The sequence below is a fragment of the Pseudomonas sp. B611 genome (genome assembly GCF_055407965.1).
Window position 1 is genome coordinate 299909 of record NZ_JBUZST010000002.1, and the last position, 19686, is coordinate 319594.

Consider the following 19686-nt stretch of genomic DNA (forward strand, 5'->3'; position numbering starts at 1 on the left):
GGCGTTGGGCCGTGCTGGGCAAGTCAAACTAAAAGAGAACACACCTATGCTTTTTTCCCGTAAGGCGGTTTCCAAGCGTCACTTGTTGTTGATCGCGGCCGGCTTCAGCACCGTGCTGACCGGTTGCGCCACGTCGCCGGCGTCCAAGGTCGCGTCGAGCACCAAGGTCGAGTACTACCCGAACTGCTACGAGCCGGTGCAGCACCTGCGCAGCACCGATTCGGACATGACCAAGTCGGTCGTCACCGGTGCCGCCCTCGGCGCAGCCGGTGGTGCACTGCTGGGCGCCCTGACCGGCGACTCCGACAAGCGCGGCCGCAACGCGGCGATCGGCGCAGCGGGCGGCGCCCTGGCGGGTGGCGCGGCGGGTTACTACACCGAGCGTCAGAAGCAGATCAGCGATGACAACCAGCGCATTGCGTCCTACGCCACTGACGTCAACAAAAGTGCGTCCGACATCGACCGCAGCACCGCCTACGCCAAGGCGTCGCAGCAGTGCTACCAGAGCGCGTTCACCAAGCTGGTCAACGACCGCAAGGCCAAGACCGTCAACGACACCGAAGGCCGCAAGCGCCTGGCAGAAATCGTCGCGGGCCTGAAGGAATCCAACGACCTGATCGTTGCGGTCAACGGCAAGGCCGCCGAGGACCTGAACAACTACAACCAGGCGTACGAAAAAGACCTGCAACAGGTCAGCGTGCAACGTGCCGATGTGGTCACCGTCGCCACGGCCGACACCGCAGCGGTGGTCGCACCGGCGGGTAAAGCCAACAAAGGCAACAAAGTCGTCAAGCCACCGAAAAAGCCACCACTGCCAGTAGTGCCGCGTGAAGCCGTCGATACCGAGAAAAGCTTCCAGACCGTGAAAGTCAGCCAGGCTGAAAGCAAGAAGGTCGCCAGCGCCGGTAAAGCGCAGATCGAAGGCACTTGCCGCGATCCGAACCTGACCGACTGGGCGCCGGTACCTTGCCCTAACGTTTAAGTAACATGCTGCTATAAGCGTCAAACGCCAGCCGATCTTCCGCTAATGCGCCAGATCGGTGGCGTTCTTTTTGCAAATCGTTACACTGCTGCGGCCACTCAATAATTACCCGAGGCCGTGTGCATGAAATTTCGTCTTCTCCTGTGGGTGCTGGGCCTGATGATGGGCAAAGCCAGCCGCACCAACCCTGCCTTCCAGCAACAGCTGGGCGATAAAGACCTGGCCTTCCAGTTGCAGACCCTCGACGGCAAGGTTGCCCGTCACTTCATCGTCAAAGACCAGCGCATCACCAGCCGTTCGGGTGTTCACCCGGCGCCGGCGTTTGCGATTGCGTTCAAGGATGCCGCCTACGGCTTCGCCACGATGCAGGCGAAGAACAAGCAACTGGCGTTCATGACGGGGATTCAGGACAAGTCGATCCAGATCAAGGGCAACCCGGCGCTGGTGATCTGGTTCCAGGGGTTGACCAAGTATTTGAAGCCGAAGAAAAAGAAGTAGGCTTGATCGTTCCCACGCTCTGCGTGGGAACGCATCCTGTGACGCTCCGCGTCACGACTTCAAGGGCGGACGCGGAGCGTCCAGGGTGGCATTCCCACGCGGAGCGTGGGAACGATCATTCAGGCCTGACTGAACTGCGAGGCCAATTCACGCAACAGCACCTCGGCATCCAACACCTTGCCCACCACTTCCTCCGCCTTGTCCCGGGTCAAGCCCAGGCGCTCAAGCAGTTCATCGGGAATGGCTTCGTCCGGCCCGGAACCGATGCCACGGCTGCGCAGCAAGCGCACGGCCAGACACACCAGATTCGGATACTCAGCGTATTGGCCGTCGTAAGTCGGGTCGTGCTGGAAGCGCAGGGCCGTGGACAACTCGTCCGGCATGTCCCAGTAGCGCATCAGCCAGGCGCCGATCTGTTCGCGGCTGATCCCCAGCAGGTGCTGTTCCACGTAGCTGTGGCACAGGTGCGGGTTGACCTCCAGGTGGCGGCAGATCAGCGAGAAGTGCGGCGGGAACACGTGGGCCAGCAGCAGGTAGCCAAAGTTGTGCAGCAGGCCGGCGAGGTAGGTCAGGCCGGCTTCCGGGCGCTGGGCGCGGGGCATGGCGCGGGTCAGGCCTTCGATCACGGCGGCGGTGTAGATCGACTGGTGCCAGTACGGCGTGGACTGGTGCGGGTGGTCCTTGGGCAGGCTCAGGGTCTTGCCCAGGGCCAGGCCCAGCGCGAGGTTGATCACCAGGTCGAAGCCCAGCACGCGGACGATGGCGTCTTCCACTGAACGAATCTTGCCCGGCGAAGCGTAGTACGGCGACGCGGCCCAGCTCACCACTTGGGCGGCGAGGGCGGGGTCGGTTTCCACCACGCCGGTGATGTCATCGATGGTGGCATTGGGGTCGACGCGCAGCTTGATGATCTTCTGTGCGGTGTCGGCAAGCGGCGGAATCTCGATGGTCGCTTCCAGGCGTTGCTGGATGCGGCGGGCGGTGAACGCCTGCATCGCCTGGGTGATTTCCTCACGGTCATCGTTGGGGCGGTCGAGGTTCGGGCGGATGTTGCTCAGGGGCTCGCCGAACTGGGCGGCGCTGGCCTTGGTGAGCATGCTTTTGAAGTGCTCGCTGGCGATCTCCAGCAGCAACCCGGCTTCACCCGAATGCACCAGCAGGCTTGGTTCGTTGAGCAGGCTGCCTTCGTACAGGCACGGCGAGCTGGTCAGTGCCGGCAAGCCGGGCAGCAGGGCCAGGTCGTGCTTGCCCAGCATGCGCTCGACGCGCTCTGGCGACACGGCTGTAAGACGGCGCCCGGTGAGTTCGGCGAGGCGGTTGAGGTCGAGCAGTTGGTTCTGCGGGAACAGCACCATCAGAGCGCCCACCGCATCTTCCAGCAACACCGCTTGAACCTTTCGTGCAGGGTTCAAGCCTGGGTGTTCGGTGACTTCCGTGTAGGGGATGGCGAGCTTTGCGAGCAGAGCCTGAATGACCGGCGGGGCGGTCAGTGGGGCTGTGGCGAGGGCAACTTCTGACATGGCCTGATCCAATTTCTTACAGTCAACGGAGTATAACCAGCTTGGTACATCTGTTGGTCGTATAAGTGAGTCAGGCGTCACACTTGGCCGTATTGCTGCCCATGTCTAAGCCAGCGGTCCAGCAGTGGGCTGACGTGTTCCGGCCAGCGCTCCAGCAAGGCTTGCGCGGCATCGCGCACGGCGGGCAACAGGTCGGCGTCGCGCATCAGGTCAGCGACCTTGAATTGCAGCAGGCCGGTCTGGCGCGTGCCAAGCATTTCGCCGGGACCGCGCAGTTCGAGGTCTTTTTCGGCGATGACAAAACCGTCGTTGGTTTCGCGCATGATGCCCAGGCGCTGGCGGCCGATTTGTGACAGCGGCGGGTGATAGAGCAGCACGCAATGGCTGGCGGCGCTGCCCCGGCCAACGCGGCCGCGCAATTGGTGCAGTTGGGCGAGGCCCAGGCGCTCGGGGTTTTCGATGATCATCAGGCTGGCGTTGGGCACGTCCACACCGACCTCGATCACCGTGGTGGCCACCAGCAGTTGCAGGTTGCCGGCCTTGAATTCGGCCATCACCGCGGCTTTTTCGGCGGGCTTCATGCGGCCGTGGATCAGCCCGACCTTGAGTTCGCCAAGGGCGCTGGTGAGGTCTTCATAGGTGGTTTCGGCGGCCTGGCAGGTCAGCTCTTCGGACTCTTCGATCAGCGTGCACACCCAGTACGCCTGGCGGCCTTCGGCACAGGCGCCGCGCACGCGTTCGATCACTTCGACGCGGCGGGTGTCGGTGACCAGCACGGTGTTGACTGGGGTCCGGCCGGGGGGCAGTTCGTCGAGGATCGAGGTGTCGAGATCGGCGTAGGCGCTCATCGCCAAGGTGCGTGGGATCGGTGTGGCGGTCATGATCAACTGGTGCGGGTTCATGCGCCCGCCCACGCCTTTCTGGCGCAGGGCCAGGCGCTGTTGCACGCCGAAGCGGTGCTGTTCGTCGATGATTACCAGGGCCAGGTTCTTGAACTTTACTTCGTCCTGGAACAGCGCGTGGGTGCCCACCACCATTGGTGCGCCGCCGGCGATCTGCTCCAGCGCGGCTGCGCGGTTCTTGCCCTTGAGCTTGCCGGCCAGCCACGCCACTTCCAGGCCCAGGGGTTCGAGCCAGCGCTTGAAGGTGATGAAGTGCTGCTCGGCGAGAATCTCGGTGGGTGCCATCAGCGCCACCTGGTAGCCGGCTTCCAGGGCTTGCAGGGCGGCGAGGGCGGCGACTACGGTCTTGCCGGCGCCTACATCGCCCTGGATCAGGCGCAGCATGGGTTCTTTCTGGCTGAGGTCGTAGGCGATTTCATTGCCGACGCGCTGCTGCGCACCGGTCGGCGCAAAGCCGAGGTTGGCCAGGTATTGCGCGGGCAGCTTTGTGGCCTTGGGCATTGCGGGCGCGCGCAGGGAGCGCATGCTTTCGCGCAGGCGTTGCTGGGACAGTTGGTGCGTGAGCAGTTCTTCAAAGGCCAGGCGGTGCTGGGCCCAGTGGTGTCCGAGGGCCAGTTCGTCCACATCGGCGTCGGCTGGCGGGTGATGCAGGTAGCGGATTGCATCGTCCAGCGGTGCCAGTTGGTAGTCGCGGGCAAGCTCCAGCGGCAGCCAGTCGGGCAGGCTTTTTGGGCCGAGCATCGTCAGGGTCTGCGTGCACAGTTGGCGCAGGCGCTGTTGCGTCAGGCCTTCGGTGAGCGGGTAGATCGGCGTTAGGGTGGTGTCTACCGGAGGCGGTTCGTCGCCGGTGATGGCGCGGTATTCCGGGTGGTAGATCTCCAGACCCGAAGCCCCGGGGCGCGCTTCGCCGTAGCAGCGCACGCGGGTGCCGCGCTTGAGGCCTTCCTTCTGCGCATTGCTGAAATGGTAGAAGCGCAGGCTCAGGCCGCCGGTGCCGTCTTGCAGGCGCACCACCAGGCTGCGGCGCTTGCCCATGACGACATCGGCGCCGCTGACGGTGCCTTCGACCACCGCATCCTGCCCAGGGCGCAAATGGCCGATGGGCACCACGCGGGTGCGGTCCTGATAGCGCAGGGGCAGGTGGAAAAGCACGTCCTGGAGGTTCTCCAGGCCGACCTTGGCCAACTTCTCGGCCATGGCTTCACCGACACCCTTGAGTGCCGTCACCGATACCTGCGACAGCTCAGTCATACGCGGGCTTAGCTCGCAACGGGCGGCTTGGCCACCGAGCACAGGCGGATCGAGTCGGCGAGGATGTCAATGGCTTTGGGCCGTGGGAAGCTGGCGCGCCAGGCGATGGCCACGGTGCGGAACGGCACCGGTGGCGTCAGCGGGCGCACTTCGATCACGCCGGGGGCGTAGTGATGGCTGTCGACTGCCGACAACGGCAGGATCGAAATGCCCAGGCCGGAGGCGACCATATGGCGGATGGTTTCCAGGGAGCTGGATTCTACGGTGGTGTGCTTGGCGCCGTCGTTGCCCTTGGTCAGGGTCGGGCAGGCTTCCAGTACCTGGTCGCGGAAGCAGTGGCCTTCGCCGAGCAGCAGCAGGCTCTTGTCGTTGAGCAGGGCGGCGTCAATGGTGTCTTTTTTGGTCCACGGGTGGTCGGCCGGCATCAACACCTGGAACGGCTCGTCGTAGAGCGGCAGGGTCAGCACATCCGCCTCGTTGAACGGCAGGGCGATGATGACCGCGTCCAGCTCGCCGTTGCGCAGTTTGTCGCGCAGCACGTGGGTGAAGTTTTCTTCGATATACAGCGGCATCTGCGGCGCGACGCGGTGCAGTTGCGGGATCAGGTGCGGGAACAGGTAGGGGCCGACGGTGTAGATGGCGCCGACTTTCAGCGGTGCGGTCAGTTGGTTCTTACCGGCCTGGGCCAGCTCGCGAATGCTTTGCGCTTGCTCCAGCACCTTCTGGGCCTGGGCAACAATGCCTTCGCCCACTGGGGTGAGGCGCACGGCGCTTTTGCTGCGCTCGAAAATCAGCACACCGAGTTCGTCTTCAAGCTTTTTCACGCCTACCGACAGCGTCGGCTGGCTGACGTGGCAACGCTCGGCCGCGTGGCCGAAGTGTTGTTCTTGGGCGAGCGTCACGATGTAGCGTAATTCGGTAAGAGTCATAGCGAGCGTCCATGAGGTTGCGGGTCAAGCATAACGGCTGCAATCGATAGACGCACGTTATCAGAAGTTTGTTGGGGATTGAGCGGGGAATGCCGGGGATTTTGTGGGAAAGGGACTTTTTGTGGCGACGAAACAAAATGTGGGAGGGGGTTTGCACCCTCTCCCACATTGTTTTGCACAACTGTTTAGCGGCGTTTCTCGATGTTGTACACGAACGGTGCAACGATCTCGATGGTGCCGCCCTTGAGCATGTCGGCCGGCGGCTTGGGCAGTGGCTGGGCACGACGGATCATGTCCAGGGTGGCACGGTCCAGGTCGGCATTGCCGGAGCGGCCCACCAACTCGTAGGACAGCACGTTGCCTTCACCATCGACCACGAAGCGCAGGCGGTTCAGGCCTTCCTTGCCACGGGCCTGGGCGCCGGGCGGGTACTTCTTGTACTTCTGCAAATGCGCCAGCAGGGAGCCTTCCCAGGATGCCTTGGCTGCCACCTGTTGGGGCGACGGGCCAGGTACGGGCTGGGCCGATTTCTCCGCAGGCGCGTTGGTCGGTGGCGCGTCGCTCGGCGGCTCTTCGGAAGGTTTTTCCTTGGGCGGCTCGACCTTTTTCTCCACCGGCTTGGGTGGCTGCGGTTTTGGTTTGGGCTTGACCGGCTTGGGCACCTGGATCGTCGGCTTGGGTGCTTCGGCCAGTTTCGGCAATGGCAGTTCTTCTACCGGTGCCGGCGGTTGCGGCGGCGTGATCACCTTCGGCGGGGCCGGAGGTGGCGGCGCGGGCATCGGTGCCAGGTCGATGACCATGGCAGCCGGCGGCAACTGCACCGTGTGCGGCGCGGACCATTGAAGCGCGATGATAATCGCGACGGCATGCACGCCCAGCACGACAGCGAGGCTTGTGCCATAACGCGTCAGTTTGTGGCGCGTCGTGATCATTTCTTGGCTGCCGTCTCTAGTCCGACCAGGCCTACCTTGAGGTAGCCGGCTGCCCGCAGGGCATCCATCACGCTCATCAAGTCGCCGTAGTCCACGCCCTTGTCGGCCTGGAAGAAGATCGTCGTATCTTTCTTGCCTTGGGTCTTGGCGTCGAGCACCTGGCCGAGGGTTTCGGATTTGACTTCTTCTTCGCCCAGGAACAGACGCTGGTCCGCCTTGACGCTGAGGAACACCGGTTTCTCTGGCCGCGGCGCCGGCTTGGCGCTGGAGGCGGGCAGGTCGACCTTGATATCCACGGTTGCCAGCGGTGCGGCCACCATGAAGATGATCAGCAGCACCAGCATCACGTCGATAAACGGCGTGACGTTGATTTCGTGGTTCTCGACGAGTTCGTCGTCGCCTTGATTCAAATGCAGGCCCATGGCCGATTACCCCACTTTCACCATGTGCGGTTGCGAGCTGCGCTCGGTAGGCAGGTGATCGAGGTCGCGGCTGACCAGCAGCAGGACTTCCGCCGACGCGTCCGATACCTGGGCCTTGTAGCCGGCAATCGAGCGGGCGAAGACGTTGTAGATCACTACCGCAGGGATCGCAGCAACCAGGCCCAGGGCAGTAGCCAGCAGGGCTTCGGCGATGCCTGGGGCAACGACGGCGAGGTTGGTGGTCTGAGTTTTGGCGATGCCGATGAAGCTGTTCATGATGCCCCATACGGTGCCGAACAGACCGACGAACGGTGCGGTGGAACCGATGGTTGCCAGCACGCCGGTGCCGCTGCTCATGTTGCGACCGCAGGCAGCCACCAGGCGCTCAAGACGGAAAGCCACACGTTCCTTGATGCCTTCTTTTTCACGGGTGTTGGCCGACAGGCGCATTTCTTCCAGGGCGTCGTGCACCAGGGTGTTGGCCAGGGTGCCCTTCTTGGTCGCGCTTTCGCTGGCTTCCTTGAGGGTGGTGGCTTTTTTCAGGTGGACGATTTCAGTGCGCAGGCGACGCTTGGCGCCCAGCAGCTCGAAGCCCTTGGCGATCCAGATGGTCCAGGTAATGATCGAGGCGATGGCCAGGCCGATCATCACGGCCTTCACGACGACGTCAGCATTCTGGTACATGCCCCAAGGCGACAGGTCATGGGCCATGCCCAGGGTGTTGTCTTCTTCCAGGACGACGCCGGTTTCGTCAGCGGCTGCCGGGTCTGCAGCCAGGGCCGGATCGGTGGCGGCCGGTGCAGCTGCTGGAGCGGCTGCCGGAGCAGCGGCAGGTGCTGCAGTGTTGTGTTCGGCAGCGGCAGCGGCAGGGGTTGCCGGGGCGGTGGCGTCGGCGAAGGCTGCGGTCGGAGCCAGCAGGACGCTGAACAACAGCGCGGCAATCGCGCGCCAGGCGCGGGACGTGGTTGGCGAAGCGGGGGTTGTATTACGTGTCATGCTGGCCGGACCTGAGAAGAAAAAATGGGTGATCGTCCATCAAGACCCAGGGGCCGAGGACAAATGGGGGCTTATTATTGCAAGTAATTCTTGTTAACAGAAGTAATACAGTAACTTTATTTGTCCTTTTTCTGGCCGCTGGTCAGCTGTGAAGGCTAATCTAGACCTTTGAGAACGGAGTTTTGTGATGTCTGCGCCTTCTGTTGTGATTGCCGGTTGCGGCGATGTGGGTAGTCGGCTGGCTAGCCAATTGCTGGCCTCGGAATGGGAGGTCCATGGCCTGCGTCGCGATGTTTCGCGCCTGCCCGACGGGGTGATCGGCATTGCCGGTGACCTGTTCAACAAGGACTGCCCGGATACCTGGCCGATTGGCGGAGTGGATTACCTGGTGTATTGCGCTGCCGCGACGGACCACGACGAGGCCGGGTATCGCGCGGCTTACGTGCAGGGCTTGAAGCATGTGCTGGAGTGGTTGGACGACTACGGGCAGGCGCCGAAACACCTGCTGTTTGTCTCCAGCAGCAGCGTGTACGGGCAGCAGAACGGTGAGTGGGTTGATGAATCGTCCGACACCCAGGCGCAGGGCTATTCCGGGCAAGTGATGCTGGAAGCCGAGCAAGTGGCGCTCGATAGCGGCATCCCGGCAAGCATCGTGCGCTTGACCGGCATCTACGGCCCGGGCCGTGAATGGCTACTGACCCAAGTGCGCCGGGGCTACCGCGTGGCAATCGACCCACCTTTATATGGCAACCGCATTCATGCCGACGACGCGGCGGGCTTGCTGGCCTTTTTGCTGCGGCATGTGGAGCAGGGCGGCCAGTTGGACAAGGTCTATATCGGCGTTGACGATGCACCGGCGCCGTTGGCGGAGGTGGTGGGTTGGTTGCGTGAGTATCTGGGCGTGACGGAATGGGCGGATGACGCCAGTGTGAGGCGTGCGGGGAGTAAGCAGTGCAGTAATGCGCGGGTGAAGGCTCTGGGCTGGAAACCAACTTACCCGAGCTATCGTGAAGGTTATGCGGCCATCCTAAAGGGCTGAAACGCGGTCAAAAATGTGGGAGCGGGCTTGCTTGCGAATGCGGTGGATCAGTCGACATCTTCAGTGACTGGCACTCCGCATTCGCGAGCAAGCCCGCTCCCACATTTAGATCTGTGTTTGGCCGCCTATTGTTTTTCCAGCAACCATTGGCGCGGGCCGGGCGTGAACTGGGGTACTTCATCGGCCTGTGCCGTATTCAACGCCTGGAAAATTCCCATCCGCTTACCTTTGCGCACGAAGATCCATGTGTCGCTAGCGCCAGCGCCGCTCAGGACCAGGGTCTCATTGCCAGAGCCCTGGGATCGGCAGTCACCGTCCAGGCACAGTGTGTACCTGTCTGCTTTCCCAAGCCCTGAAACACGACCCCCGGCGGTGAACATCGCCGTCGTGCCTTTCCCCGGGCCCTCGACGATACTCCACTCTCCCGCCATATAGGCTGCATTGAGGGCGTTCACGAAGGTGTTGACCCAGTTGCCCCCTGTTTTAACCATTTCGGGTGGGCGATTGAACGCATGCTGCGATGTGTGCTGGCTGGCCTCTTGGGTCAGCTGCTTGCCGTCCAGTCGCAGCTCGTCGGTATGACCATCGCCGTAGTCCACAGTCCACGTGTCAGCAGCTTTTCTCAGCAGTTGGCCCTCAGCCATCTCAAAGCCGTTACGCACTTGTGCCTTGCCCATCCGAGTGTCGATGTGCCATTCCAGGGGTGTGCCGTGGATGTTCAATGGTTGGCCCAGCGAGGTGGCGTCAATGATCGGCTGGTTGATCCATATCCCGTCGATATCCGTTTCTGGCGGTGTATGCACACAGCCACCCAGCAGCAAAAGGCCGATGGTAAGTAATGCGCGCATGGGGCAATCCTCTGGTGGGCTAACCAGGGCGCAGACTAAAGAAAAAGGAGCCTCTCGGCTCCCTTGTTCTGTATCACTGTCTTTCCAGCAGCCACTGCCGAGGCCCCGGGGTAAATGAAGGCACTTCATCCGCCTGTGCGGTATTCACCGCCTGGAAGATTTCCAGCTGTCCGCCCTTGCGCACAAAAATCCACGGGTTGCCCTGGCCGTTCAGTTGCAGCCAGATGCTGTCATAGCCGCCGCTCATGGAGGCGCAATCACCCGCCAGGCACAGCGAGTACTGATCAGCGTTGGGCAGGCCGACGACCTTGCCGTTGGCCTGGAACTGCACGATGGCGCCGTTGCCGAAGCCGTCGGTGATCTTCCAGTCGCCACCCAGGTATGCCGCATACAGCGCCCGTTCGAAGTTGGCGCCCAGTGGCGCGCCTTCCGGGGCTGGTTCTGCGGGGCGGGCGAACAGCTGCTCAGGCTCATTGTCGTTGGCCGCTTGCAGCAGTTGTTTGCCTTTGCGCTTGAGTTCGGTGGCGGAGCTGCCGTAGAAATCTACACTCCAGGCGCCCGATTGCTCGCCGAGCAACTTGCCTTCCGCTACTTCAAAACCGTTGTAGTAGCGCGCCTGCGCTGCCTTGGTGTTGACCTGCCATTCGAGGTTCGGGCCAAAGCTTTGCAGGGCTTCGCGCAAAGGGCCGCCCTTGGCTGCCGCATCGATGGCGACCTGGTTGATCCAGGTGCCGCTCACATCCAGGTCGGCGGGGTTGCTGGCGCAGCCGCCGAGCAGCAGGGTGAGCAATGATGAGGCTACAAGCGCTTTGCGCATTACGAAATCCTTCTGAAACAGAGTCGGCGCAGCCGGTGGGGGCTGCGCCGGGTGTTTTACTCGATGACCAGAATCGCGTCCATCTCAACCTGCGCGCCCTTTGGCAGAGCGGCTACGCCGATGGCGGCGCGGGCTGGGTAAGGTTGTTCGAAGTACTTGCCCATGATCTCGTTGACCTTGGCGAAGTGGCTCAGGTCGGTGAGGAAGATGTTCAGCTTGACGATGTCCTTGAACGAACCGCCAGCGGCTTCGGCAACGGACTTGAGGTTTTCGAAGACTTGCACGGTCTGTGCTTCGAAGCCTTCAACCAGTTCCATGGTCTTTGGGTCCAGCGGGATCTGGCCGGACATGTAGACGGTGTTGCCCGCCTTGATCGCCTGGGAGTAGGTGCCGATGGCGGCCGGGGCCTTGTCGCTGGTGATAACAGTCTTGGTCATTTATGACTCCTTGTAAGAGACAGTGGCTTATTTGAAGGACTACGCACGCATGCGGGTGATACGAATCACACCGGTCAGGGCGCGCAGCTTCTTGATCACGCGGGCCAGGTGCACGCGGTCGTGCACGCTGACCACCAGCTGGACCACGCTGATGCGTCCATCGCGCTCGTCCATGCTGATTTTTTCGATATTGCCGTCGGCCGCATTGACGCTGCTGGCCAGCAGGGCGATCAGGCCGCGCTGGTGTTCCAGCTCGACACGCAGCTCGACATTGAATTCGCCGGTGACATCCTTGGCCCATGAAAGCTGGATGCATTTTTCCGGGTTGTGGCGGATCTCGGTGATGTTGCGGCAGTTGTCCAGGTGCACCACCATGCCTTTGCCCGCCGACAGGTGCCCGACAATCGGGTCGCCCGGGATCGGCGTGCAGCACTTGGCGTAGCTGAGCACCAGGCCCTCGGTGCCGCGGATTGCCAGCGGGCCTTCGGGGCTTGGCAGTTGCTCGCCTTCGCCAAGCAGGCGGCGGGCGACCACGTAGGCCATGCGGTTGCCCAGGCCGATATCTTCCAGCAGGTCTTCGATGGTTTCCTGGCGGTACTCGTGGAGCATCGCTTGCACGCGTTCGGCCGGGATCTTGTCGAGGGCGCTGTCGAAACCGTTGAGCACCTTGTTCAGCAGGCGTTCGCCCAGGCTAATGGACTCGGAGCGGCGCTGCAGTTTCAGGGCGTGGCGGATATGTGTACGCGCCTTGCCGGTGACCACGAAGTTCAGCCACGCCGGGTTCGGGCGCGCGCCCGGTGCGCTGACGATCTCCACCGTGGAGCCGCTTTGCAGCGGCTCGGACAGCGGCGCGAGACGGCGATTAATCCGACAGGCAATGCAGCTGTTGCCCACGTCGGTGTGCACGGCGTAGGCGAAGTCGACCGCCGTGGAGCCTTTGGGCAGCTCCATGATCCGGCCTTTGGGCGTGAACACGTAGACCTCGTCCGGGAACAGGTCGATCTTCACGCTTTCGATGAATTCCAGGGAGTTGCCGGCCCGTTGCTGCATTTCCAGCACGCCTTTGACCCACTGGCGCGCGCGGGCGTGGGTGCCTTTTGGCTGCTCGTCGCCGCTGGACTTGTACAGCCAATGGGCCGCGATGCCGTTGTTGGCCATCTCTTCCATCTCGCGGGTGCGGATCTGGATCTCGATCGGTACGCCATGCATACCGAACAGCGTGGTATGCAGCGACTGGTAGCCGTTGGCCTTGGGAATCGCGATGTAGTCCTTGAAGCGGCCCGGCAGGGGTTTGTACAAATTATGTACAGCGCCCAGCACGCGGTAGCAGGTGTCCACCTTGTCGACGATGATCCGGAACGCGTACACGTCCATGATCTCGTTGAAGGCCCGGCGCTTGCCGCGCATCTTCTTGTAGATGCCGTAGATGTGTTTCTGCCGGCCACTGACTTCGCCCTCGATCTCGTCGATCGCCAGGCAATGGCTCAGGGACTCTTCGATCTTGTTGACGATTTCCTTGCGATTGCCCCGGGCGCGCTTGACCGCCTGGTAGATGCGCGCGGAGCGCATCGGGTGCATGGCCTTGAAGCCGAGGTCTTCGAATTCGATACGAATGGCGTGCATGCCCAGCCGGTTGGCGATGGGCGCGTAGATTTCCAGGGTTTCCTTGGCGATGCGCCGGCGTTTTTCGCCGGACAGCACTTCCAGCGTGCGCATGTTGTGCAGCCGGTCGGCCAGCTTGACCAGGATCACGCGGATATCGCGGGCCATGGCCATGGCCATCTTCTGGAAGTTTTCCGCCTGGGCTTCGGCCTTGGTCTCGAAGTTCATCTGGGTCAGTTTGCTGACCCCGTCGACCAGTTCGGCCACGGTCTCGCCAAATTGCGCGCTGAGCGCTTCCTTGGCGATGCCGGTGTCTTCGATCACGTCATGCAGCATCGCGGCCATCAGGCTCTGATGGTCCATGTGCATGTCGGCAAGAATATTTGCCACCGCAAGGGGATGGGTGACATACGCCTCGCCACTGCGGCGGCGCTGGCCGTCGTGGGCTTGTTCGGCGTAGAAATACGCTCGGCGGACCAGGTTGACCTGGTCTGGGCCGAGGTAGGTCGATAAGCGATCGGCGAGGGCGTCTATGCTCGGCATAGGAATGACTCCTGCCGCATGCGTTGACCCCGCGCCGTGCTACGTCGACCAGGCATAGGCTTAGACGGCCTCGTTGGACTCGTCCTCGAACGCTGCAAACAGCGGTTCGTCTTCAACGATTTCAGCGTTGGCGATGAACTCGTAGCTCATCAGGCCTTCAGCGATTTCACGCAGGGCTACAACGGTAGGCTTGTCGTTTTCCCACTGAACCAGGGGCTCTTTGCCGCCAGTGGCCAGTTGACGGGCACGCTTGGTAGAGAGCATGACCAGTTCAAAGCGGTTTGCCACGTGGTCTAGGCAGTCTTCAACGGTTACGCGGGCCATGATATTCCTCGGAGCGGATGCAAGATGCGCGCTGCCCGGTTGGGCGAGCGGACTCAACAGTTTAAAAAATCACCAGCGTTTAGGGAAGCGCTGATTTTTCGCAGGCCTTGGTAAAACCGCTGCAAGTGCCAATGTAAAGCCCCTGCAGCGGTTTTGGGAAGAGCCAATCAGCCGAGCAGTTCAGCCAGTAATTTGCCGAAACGCTGCTGTTGGCGCTTTTGCTGGAGCTGATTGGTGCGGAAAATCGCCTTCAAATCCTCCAGCGCGTGGGAAAAGTCGTCGTTGATGATCAGGTAGTCGTAGTCGACGTAGTGGCTCATTTCGCTGACGGCTTCACGCATGCGGCCTTCGATGATCTCGTCGCTGTCCTGGCCACGGTTGGTCAGGCGCTGGTGCAAGGCTTCGAGGGACGGCGGCAGGATGAAGATCGAGCGCGCCTGGGGCATCAGCTTGCGCACTTGCTCGGCGCCCTGCCAGTCGATTTCCAGGATCAGGTCGTGGCCTTCGTCCAGGGTCTGCTGCAGGTGGCTTTGCGAGGTGCCATAGAGGTTGCCGAACACTTCGGCGCGCTCCAGGAAGTCGCCGTGTTCGATCATCTTGACGAACTCGGTGCGCTCGACGAAGTGATAGTGCACGCCGTTCACCTCACCCGGACGCATGGCGCGGGTGGTGTGGGACACCGAGATGCGGATCTGCTCGTCAGCGTCGGTCAAGGCCTTGACCAGACTGCTCTTGCCCGCGCCCGAAGGGGCGGAAATGATGTAAAGGGTGCCGGTGCTGTGGGTCATGGAAGTTGCCTTACTCAATATTCTGTACTTGTTCGCGCATCTGCTCGATCAACACTTTGAGGTTGACCGCAGCCGTGGTGCTGCGCGGGTCAAACGCCTTGGAGCCCAGTGTATTGGCTTCGCGGTTGAGTTCCTGCATCAGGAAGTCCAGGCGCCGACCGGCGGCACCGGCGGACTTGAGTACGCGGCGTACTTCAAGGATGTGGGTGCTCAGACGGTCGAGTTCTTCGGCGACGTCGCTCTTTTGCGCCAGCAAGACCATCTCCTGCTCCAGGCGCGTCGGGTCGAGGTCGGCCTTCATGTCGGCGAAGCGGTCGAGGACCTTCTGGCGCTGGGTCGCGAGCATCTGCGGCACCAGTTCGCGCAGGGTCACCACGTCTTCTTCGATCGACGTCAGGCGCTCGTTGATCAGGCGGGCCAGTTCGGCGCCTTCGCGCTCGCGGCCGGCCTTGAGCTCTTTCAAGCCCTGGGTGAACAGGGCGAGGGCTTCGGCGTTGAGGGCTTGCGGGTCGGTGGCATCGGCCACCAGCACGCCGGGCCAGGCCAGCACTTCCAGCGGGTTCAGTGCGGCGGGTTGCTTGATCAGGCCGGCGATGGTCTCGGCGGCGGCGACCAGTTGCGCAGCGCGGTCGCGGTCGATCTGCAAGGCTTTGCCGGTGGTTTCCTCGGTAAAGCGCAGGGTGCATTCCAGCTTGCCACGGGAGATGCCTTGGCGCAGTGCCTCACGGACGGCGCCTTCGAGGTCGCGGAACGATTCCGGCAGGCGCAGGTGCGGTTCCAGGTAGCGGCTGTTGACCGAGCGCAGCTCCCAGCTCAGGGTGCCTTGGGCGCCGGCTTTTTCGACGCGGGCGAAGGCGGTCATGCTGTGCACCATGGAGGTACCTCGCGTTGCAGGTTAAGAAGGCGCAGGATTGTAGCGCAGTGGGGCGAGCACGCCCAAACAATGGGCAACAGCGCGACCATTCGTAACTGATTTTTTAGAAGTGCCCCGAATCCGCCTGCGGCTCTATAATGCTCGGCAGTTTTTCGTCCTCAGTACAGGTATCCCCTATGAAACGTCCAAGTGGTCGCGTTGCCGATCAGCTCCGCTCGATCCGCATCACCCGCAACTACACCAAACACGCCGAGGGATCTGTACTGGTCGAGTTTGGCGATACCAAGGTGATCTGCACCGTCAGCGTCGAAAACGGCGTGCCGCGTTTCCTTAAAGGCCAGGGCCAGGGTTGGCTGACCGCCGAGTACGGCATGCTGCCGCGCGCCACCGGCGAGCGTAACCAGCGTGAAGCCAGCCGCGGCAAGCAAGGCGGGCGCACCCTGGAAATCCAGCGCCTGATCGGCCGTTCCCTGCGCGCAGCCCTGGACATGTCCAAGCTGGGCGACGTGACCCTGTACGTCGATTGCGACGTGATCCAGGCGGATGGCGGCACCCGCACGGCATCCATCACTGGCGCCATGGTAGCCCTGGTCGATGCGCTGAAAGTGATCAAGAAGCGTGGCGGCCTGAAGGGCGGTGACCCGCTCAAGCAAATGATCGCCGCCGTATCGGTGGGCATGTACCAGGGCGAGCCTGTGCTGGACCTGGACTACCTGGAAGACTCGGCCGCCGAGACCGACCTCAACGTGGTCATGACCAGCACCGGTGGTTTCATCGAAGTGCAGGGCACCGCCGAAGGCGCGCCATTCCAGCCGGCCGAGCTGAACGCCATGCTGGCCCTGGCCCAGAAAGGCATGACCGAAATCTTCGAACTGCAGAACGCCGCACTGGCTGACTGATAACTGCCTCAAGGAGAAGCGCCATGAATGACAGCCAAATGCCGGTGCCTACGCCTTCCTACGAAGTGCGCCAGGGGGCAATGTTGTGCCATCTCGCGGCGTTTCTGGGGTTTGTGTTCCCCTTCGGCAGCGTCGTCGGGCCGCTGATCCTGTGGCAGATGAAGAAAGAATTGGACCCGTTCATTGATGATCAGGGCAAGGAGGCGCTGAACTTCCAGATCACCGTGGCCATTGCCTGGATCGTGTGCATCGTGCTGGCCTTCGCGGTCATTGGGTTCTTCCTGATGACGGCGTTGGCCATCGCTGGCATAGCGCTGACGATCATCGGTGCGATAAAGGCCAACAAGGGGGTTGCCTATCGCTACCCCTTGACCTGGCGACTGATCAAATAATGAGCGCCCACAAAAAAACCGACAGCGATGTCGGTTTTTTTGTACCTGGAAAAAGACCTCAGATGGTCAGTGTCCAGTCGTAGTCCACGATCAGCGGCGCGTGCTGCGAGAAGCGCGGCTGGCGTGGCAAGCGTGCGCTGCGCACGAACCGGCGCAGACCTGGGGTCAGCAGCTGGTAGTCGAAACGCCAGCCCAGGTTGAGCATCTCAGCCTGTTCGTTGTCTGGCCACCAGCTGTACTGGTCGCCTTCGCGGCTGACTTCGCGCAGGGCATCGACATACCCCATGTTGCCGACAATCTCGTCCATCCAGGCCCGTTCCGGCGCCAGGAAACCCGGGGATTGCTGGCTGTCGCGCCAGTTCTTGATATCCAGCTTCTGTTGCGCCACGTACAGCGAGCCACAATAAATGTACTCGCGACGTTTGCGTCGCTGTTTATCCAGGTAACGGGCGAAGTCGTCCATTAGCTTGAACTTCTGGTTCAAGTCTTCATCGCCGTTCTGCCCCGAAGGAAGCAGCAAGGTCGCGATGCTGACCTTATCGAAATCGGCTTGCAGGTAGCGCCCGTAGCGGTCGGCTGTCTCGAAGCCGAGGCCGCTGATGACCGCCTTGGGTTGCAACCGCGAATACAAAGCCACGCCACCTTGGGTGGGCACTTCGGCATCGCAGGCATAAAGGAAGTAGCCATCCAGTTGGAAGGCTGGGTCGTCCAGTTCAAAGGCGGAGGCGCGGGTATCCTGCAGGCAGATGACGTCGGCATTCTGGGCTTGCAGCCAACTGAGCAAACCACGCTCGACTGCAGCCTGAATACCATTAACGTTCACACTGATGATCCGCATAAATGGCCCCAAAAATCGCGTGCGTGTATGATACACGCCGTCTAACTAATTAGCTAAATCCGTGGTATCTGAGGCTTTTTTCATGCAGGCGTATCAACGCGATTTCATTCGTTTTGCCATCGATCGCGGCGTTTTGCGCTTCGGTGAGTTCACTCTCAAGTCCGGGCGCACCAGCCCGTACTTCTTCAATGCAGGCTTGTTCAACTCGGGTTCGGCCCTGGCTCAGCTGGGTCGTTTCTACGCGGCGGCCATCGTTGAAAGCGGTATTTCCTTCGACGTACTGTTCGGCCCGGCCTACAAGGGCATCCCCCTGGCCGCCGCAACTGCCGTGGCGTTGGCGGAACATCATGGGCAGGATCTGCCGTGGTGCTTCAACCGCAAGGAAGCCAAGGCCCATGGCGAAGGCGGCAGCCTGGTGGGCGCGCCGCTCACCGGCGATGTGCTGATCATCGACGACGTGATCACTGCTGGTACCGCTATCCGTGAGGTGATGCAGATCATCGCTTCCCAGGACGGCGCCAAGGCGGCTGGCGTGCTGATTGCGCTGAATCGCCAGGAGCGCGGCAACGGTGAGTTGTCGGCGATTCAGGAAGTGGAACGCGATTTCGGCATTCCGGTGGTGAGCATCGTGTCGTTGAACCAGGTGTTGCAGTTCCTGGAAGATGATCCGCAGCTCAAGCAGCATTTGCCGGCGGTCAAGGCGTACCGCGAGCAGTTTGGCGTTTGACCCAGTAAGCCCTGTGGGGTGGGCTTGTGTGGGAGCGGGCTTGCTCGCGAATACGGTGTTTCAGAAACATATCCGCTGACTGACACTCCGCTTTCGCGAGCAAGCCCGCTCCCACAAGGGGATCTCCACTGGTCTGCAGGTTCGGTGCACATAAAAAAGGCCCCGCTCAATCAAGTTGAGCGGGGCCTTTTTGTTTGCAGCGCTTACGGACGCTTGCGGTTACTGATCAGCGTGCCCACACCGGTATCGGTGAAGATTTCCAGCAGGATTGCATTCGGTACCCGCCCATCGAGGATCAGCGAGCTGCCCACACCGCCTTGCACCGCTTCCAGTGCGCAGCGGATCTTCGGCAGCATGCCGCCGTAGATGGTGCCATCGGCGATCAGCTCGTCCACTTGTTGCGTGGTCAAGCCGGTCAATACCTTGCCTTCCTTGTCCATCAGGCCAGCGATGTTGGTCAGCAGCATCAGCTTTTCAGCCTTCAGCGCTTCCGCCACCTTGCCTGCTACCAGGTCGGCGTTGATGTTGTAGGACTCGCCGTTGGCGCCCACGCCGATAGGCGCAATCACCGGGATGAAGTCACCCTTGACCAGCAGGTTCAGCAGATCGGTGTTGATACCGATCACTTCGCCCACCTGGCCGATGTCGATGATTTCCGGCTGGGTCATTTCCGGCGTCTGACGAGTGACCGTCAGTTTTTTCGCGCGGATCAGCTCCGCGTCCTTGCCGGTCAGGCCGATGGCGCTGCCACCGTGGCGGTTGATCAGGTTGACGATGTCCTTGTTCACCTGGCCGCCGAGGACCATCTCCACCACGTCCATGGTCTGCGCGTCGGTCACGCGCATGCCATCGATGAAGTGACTCTCGATCGACAAACGCTTGAGCAAGTCGCCGATTTGCGGGCCGCCACCGTGGACCACTACCGGGTTGATCCCCACGGCTTTCATCAACACGATGTCGCGGGCAAAGCCGGTTTTCAGCTCTTCGCTTTCCATGGCATTGCCGCCGTACTTGATCACCAGCGTCTTGCCGACATAGCGTCGAATGTAAGGCAACGCTTCGGAAAGGACCTTGGCGGTGTTGGCAGCGGCTTCGCGTTCGAGGGTCATTCAGGGCTCCGGTGCAA

21 protein-coding genes are annotated in these 19686 nt (G+C 61.8%); 6 read left to right on the top strand and 15 right to left on the bottom strand.

Going from position 1 to position 19686, the window contains the following annotated elements; all coding sequences use genetic code 11:
* Nucleotides 1-46: 46 nt before the first annotated feature.
* Both tagQ and ACZRMO_RS06365 read left to right on the top strand, forming a co-directional pair.
* Nucleotides 47-982 (top strand): type VI secretion system-associated lipoprotein TagQ, encoded by a 936-nt coding sequence (tagQ, locus tag ACZRMO_RS06360; RefSeq protein WP_207040331.1) that lies wholly within the window; start codon nucleotides 47-49, stop codon nucleotides 980-982.
* A 123-nt stretch (nucleotides 983-1105) separates the two neighbouring features.
* Nucleotides 1106-1480, top strand: coding sequence for a hypothetical protein (locus ACZRMO_RS06365; protein ID WP_003195530.1), 375 nt, complete (start codon nucleotides 1106-1108; stop codon nucleotides 1478-1480).
* A gap of 119 nt (nucleotides 1481-1599) precedes the next feature.
* On the opposite strand, the gene ACZRMO_RS06370 is transcribed toward ACZRMO_RS06365, so the two are convergent.
* From ACZRMO_RS06370 to exbB, 6 genes are all read right to left on the bottom strand, one after another.
* Nucleotides 1600-3000 carry an aminoacyl-tRNA deacylase and HDOD domain-containing protein gene (locus ACZRMO_RS06370; RefSeq protein WP_463972285.1) on the bottom strand — a complete coding sequence of 467 codons (1401 nt, stop codon included), beginning with the start codon at nucleotides 2998-3000 and terminating at the stop codon, nucleotides 1600-1602.
* Nucleotides 3001-3077: 77 nt separating this feature from the next.
* Nucleotides 3078-5153, bottom strand: a complete 2076-nt coding sequence (recG, locus tag ACZRMO_RS06375; RefSeq protein WP_257781775.1) for an ATP-dependent DNA helicase RecG — start codon at nucleotides 5151-5153, stop codon at nucleotides 3078-3080.
* Between the two features lie 8 nt (nucleotides 5154-5161).
* Nucleotides 5162-6082, bottom strand: coding sequence for a LysR substrate-binding domain-containing protein (locus ACZRMO_RS06380; protein WP_463972286.1), 921 nt, complete (start codon nucleotides 6080-6082; stop codon nucleotides 5162-5164).
* A gap of 185 nt (nucleotides 6083-6267) precedes the next feature.
* Nucleotides 6268-7014 carry a TonB family protein gene (locus ACZRMO_RS06385; protein WP_463972287.1) on the bottom strand — a complete coding sequence of 249 codons (747 nt, stop codon included), beginning with the start codon at nucleotides 7012-7014 and terminating at the stop codon, nucleotides 6268-6270.
* Nucleotides 7011-7436: a TonB system transport protein ExbD gene (exbD, locus tag ACZRMO_RS06390; protein ID WP_017735752.1), complete on the bottom strand. Its 426-nt coding sequence runs from the start codon at nucleotides 7434-7436 to the stop codon at nucleotides 7011-7013. Before exbD ends, ACZRMO_RS06385 begins: the two co-directional genes overlap by 4 nt.
* A 6-nt stretch (nucleotides 7437-7442) precedes the next feature.
* Complete coding sequence (gene exbB, locus ACZRMO_RS06395) at nucleotides 7443-8432, bottom strand: tonB-system energizer ExbB (RefSeq protein WP_463972288.1); 990 nt, start codon at nucleotides 8430-8432, stop codon at nucleotides 7443-7445.
* A 187-nt stretch (nucleotides 8433-8619) separates the two neighbouring features.
* Here exbB and ACZRMO_RS06400 point away from each other — a divergent pair, with 187 nt between their 5' ends.
* The gene (locus ACZRMO_RS06400; RefSeq protein ID WP_463972289.1) at nucleotides 8620-9471 is read left to right on the top strand and encodes an SDR family oxidoreductase; all 852 of its coding nucleotides are present in this window, start codon (nucleotides 8620-8622) and stop codon (nucleotides 9469-9471) included.
* Between the two features lie 125 nt (nucleotides 9472-9596).
* On the opposite strand, the gene ACZRMO_RS06405 is transcribed toward ACZRMO_RS06400, so the two are convergent.
* From ACZRMO_RS06405 to ACZRMO_RS06435, 7 genes are all read right to left on the bottom strand, one after another.
* On the bottom strand, nucleotides 9597-10319 hold the full coding sequence (locus ACZRMO_RS06405; protein ID WP_463972290.1) for a hypothetical protein: 723 nt from the start codon (nucleotides 10317-10319) through the stop codon (nucleotides 9597-9599).
* Nucleotides 10320-10392: 73 nt separating this feature from the next.
* Nucleotides 10393-11136, bottom strand: coding sequence for a hypothetical protein (locus tag ACZRMO_RS06410; protein ID WP_463972291.1), 744 nt, complete (start codon nucleotides 11134-11136; stop codon nucleotides 10393-10395).
* Between the two features lie 56 nt (nucleotides 11137-11192).
* The gene (locus ACZRMO_RS06415; RefSeq protein ID WP_003176922.1) at nucleotides 11193-11573 is read right to left on the bottom strand and encodes a RidA family protein; all 381 of its coding nucleotides are present in this window, start codon (nucleotides 11571-11573) and stop codon (nucleotides 11193-11195) included.
* Nucleotides 11574-11612: 39 nt separating this feature from the next.
* On the bottom strand, nucleotides 11613-13718 hold the full coding sequence (gene spoT / locus ACZRMO_RS06420) for a bifunctional GTP diphosphokinase/guanosine-3',5'-bis pyrophosphate 3'-pyrophosphohydrolase (protein WP_017735756.1): 2106 nt from the start codon (nucleotides 13716-13718) through the stop codon (nucleotides 11613-11615).
* Between the two features lie 60 nt (nucleotides 13719-13778).
* The gene (rpoZ, locus tag ACZRMO_RS06425) at nucleotides 13779-14042 is read right to left on the bottom strand and encodes a DNA-directed RNA polymerase subunit omega (RefSeq protein WP_017735757.1); all 264 of its coding nucleotides are present in this window, start codon (nucleotides 14040-14042) and stop codon (nucleotides 13779-13781) included.
* 167 nt (nucleotides 14043-14209) lie between these two features.
* Nucleotides 14210-14830, bottom strand: a complete 621-nt coding sequence (gene gmk, locus ACZRMO_RS06430; protein ID WP_124526918.1) for a guanylate kinase — start codon at nucleotides 14828-14830, stop codon at nucleotides 14210-14212.
* Nucleotides 14831-14840: 10 nt separating this feature from the next.
* Nucleotides 14841-15704: a YicC/YloC family endoribonuclease gene (locus ACZRMO_RS06435; RefSeq protein ID WP_017735759.1), complete on the bottom strand. Its 864-nt coding sequence runs from the start codon at nucleotides 15702-15704 to the stop codon at nucleotides 14841-14843.
* Nucleotides 15705-15880: 176 nt separating this feature from the next.
* Here ACZRMO_RS06435 and rph point away from each other — a divergent pair, with 176 nt between their 5' ends.
* A complete protein-coding gene (gene rph, locus ACZRMO_RS06440) occupies nucleotides 15881-16603 on the top strand; it encodes a ribonuclease PH (RefSeq protein ID WP_017735760.1) in 723 nt (240 codons plus the stop codon).
* A gap of 23 nt (nucleotides 16604-16626) precedes the next feature.
* The gene (locus tag ACZRMO_RS06445; RefSeq protein WP_463972292.1) at nucleotides 16627-16995 is read left to right on the top strand and encodes a DUF4870 domain-containing protein; all 369 of its coding nucleotides are present in this window, start codon (nucleotides 16627-16629) and stop codon (nucleotides 16993-16995) included.
* A 58-nt stretch (nucleotides 16996-17053) separates the two neighbouring features.
* Here the strand turns inward: ACZRMO_RS06445 and ACZRMO_RS06450 are convergent, their stop codons facing one another.
* Entirely contained in the window at nucleotides 17054-17833 is a 780-nt protein-coding gene (locus ACZRMO_RS06450) for an exodeoxyribonuclease III (protein WP_003195493.1), read from the bottom strand.
* 82 nt (nucleotides 17834-17915) lie between these two features.
* On the opposite strand from ACZRMO_RS06450, the gene pyrE reads away from it, so the two are divergent.
* Complete coding sequence (gene pyrE, locus ACZRMO_RS06455) at nucleotides 17916-18560, top strand: orotate phosphoribosyltransferase (protein ID WP_057723313.1); 645 nt, start codon at nucleotides 17916-17918, stop codon at nucleotides 18558-18560.
* 203 nt (nucleotides 18561-18763) lie between these two features.
* Here the strand turns inward: pyrE and argB are convergent, their stop codons facing one another.
* On the bottom strand, nucleotides 18764-19669 hold the full coding sequence (argB, locus tag ACZRMO_RS06460) for an acetylglutamate kinase (RefSeq protein WP_017735763.1): 906 nt from the start codon (nucleotides 19667-19669) through the stop codon (nucleotides 18764-18766).
* Nucleotides 19670-19686 lie beyond the last annotated feature (17 nt).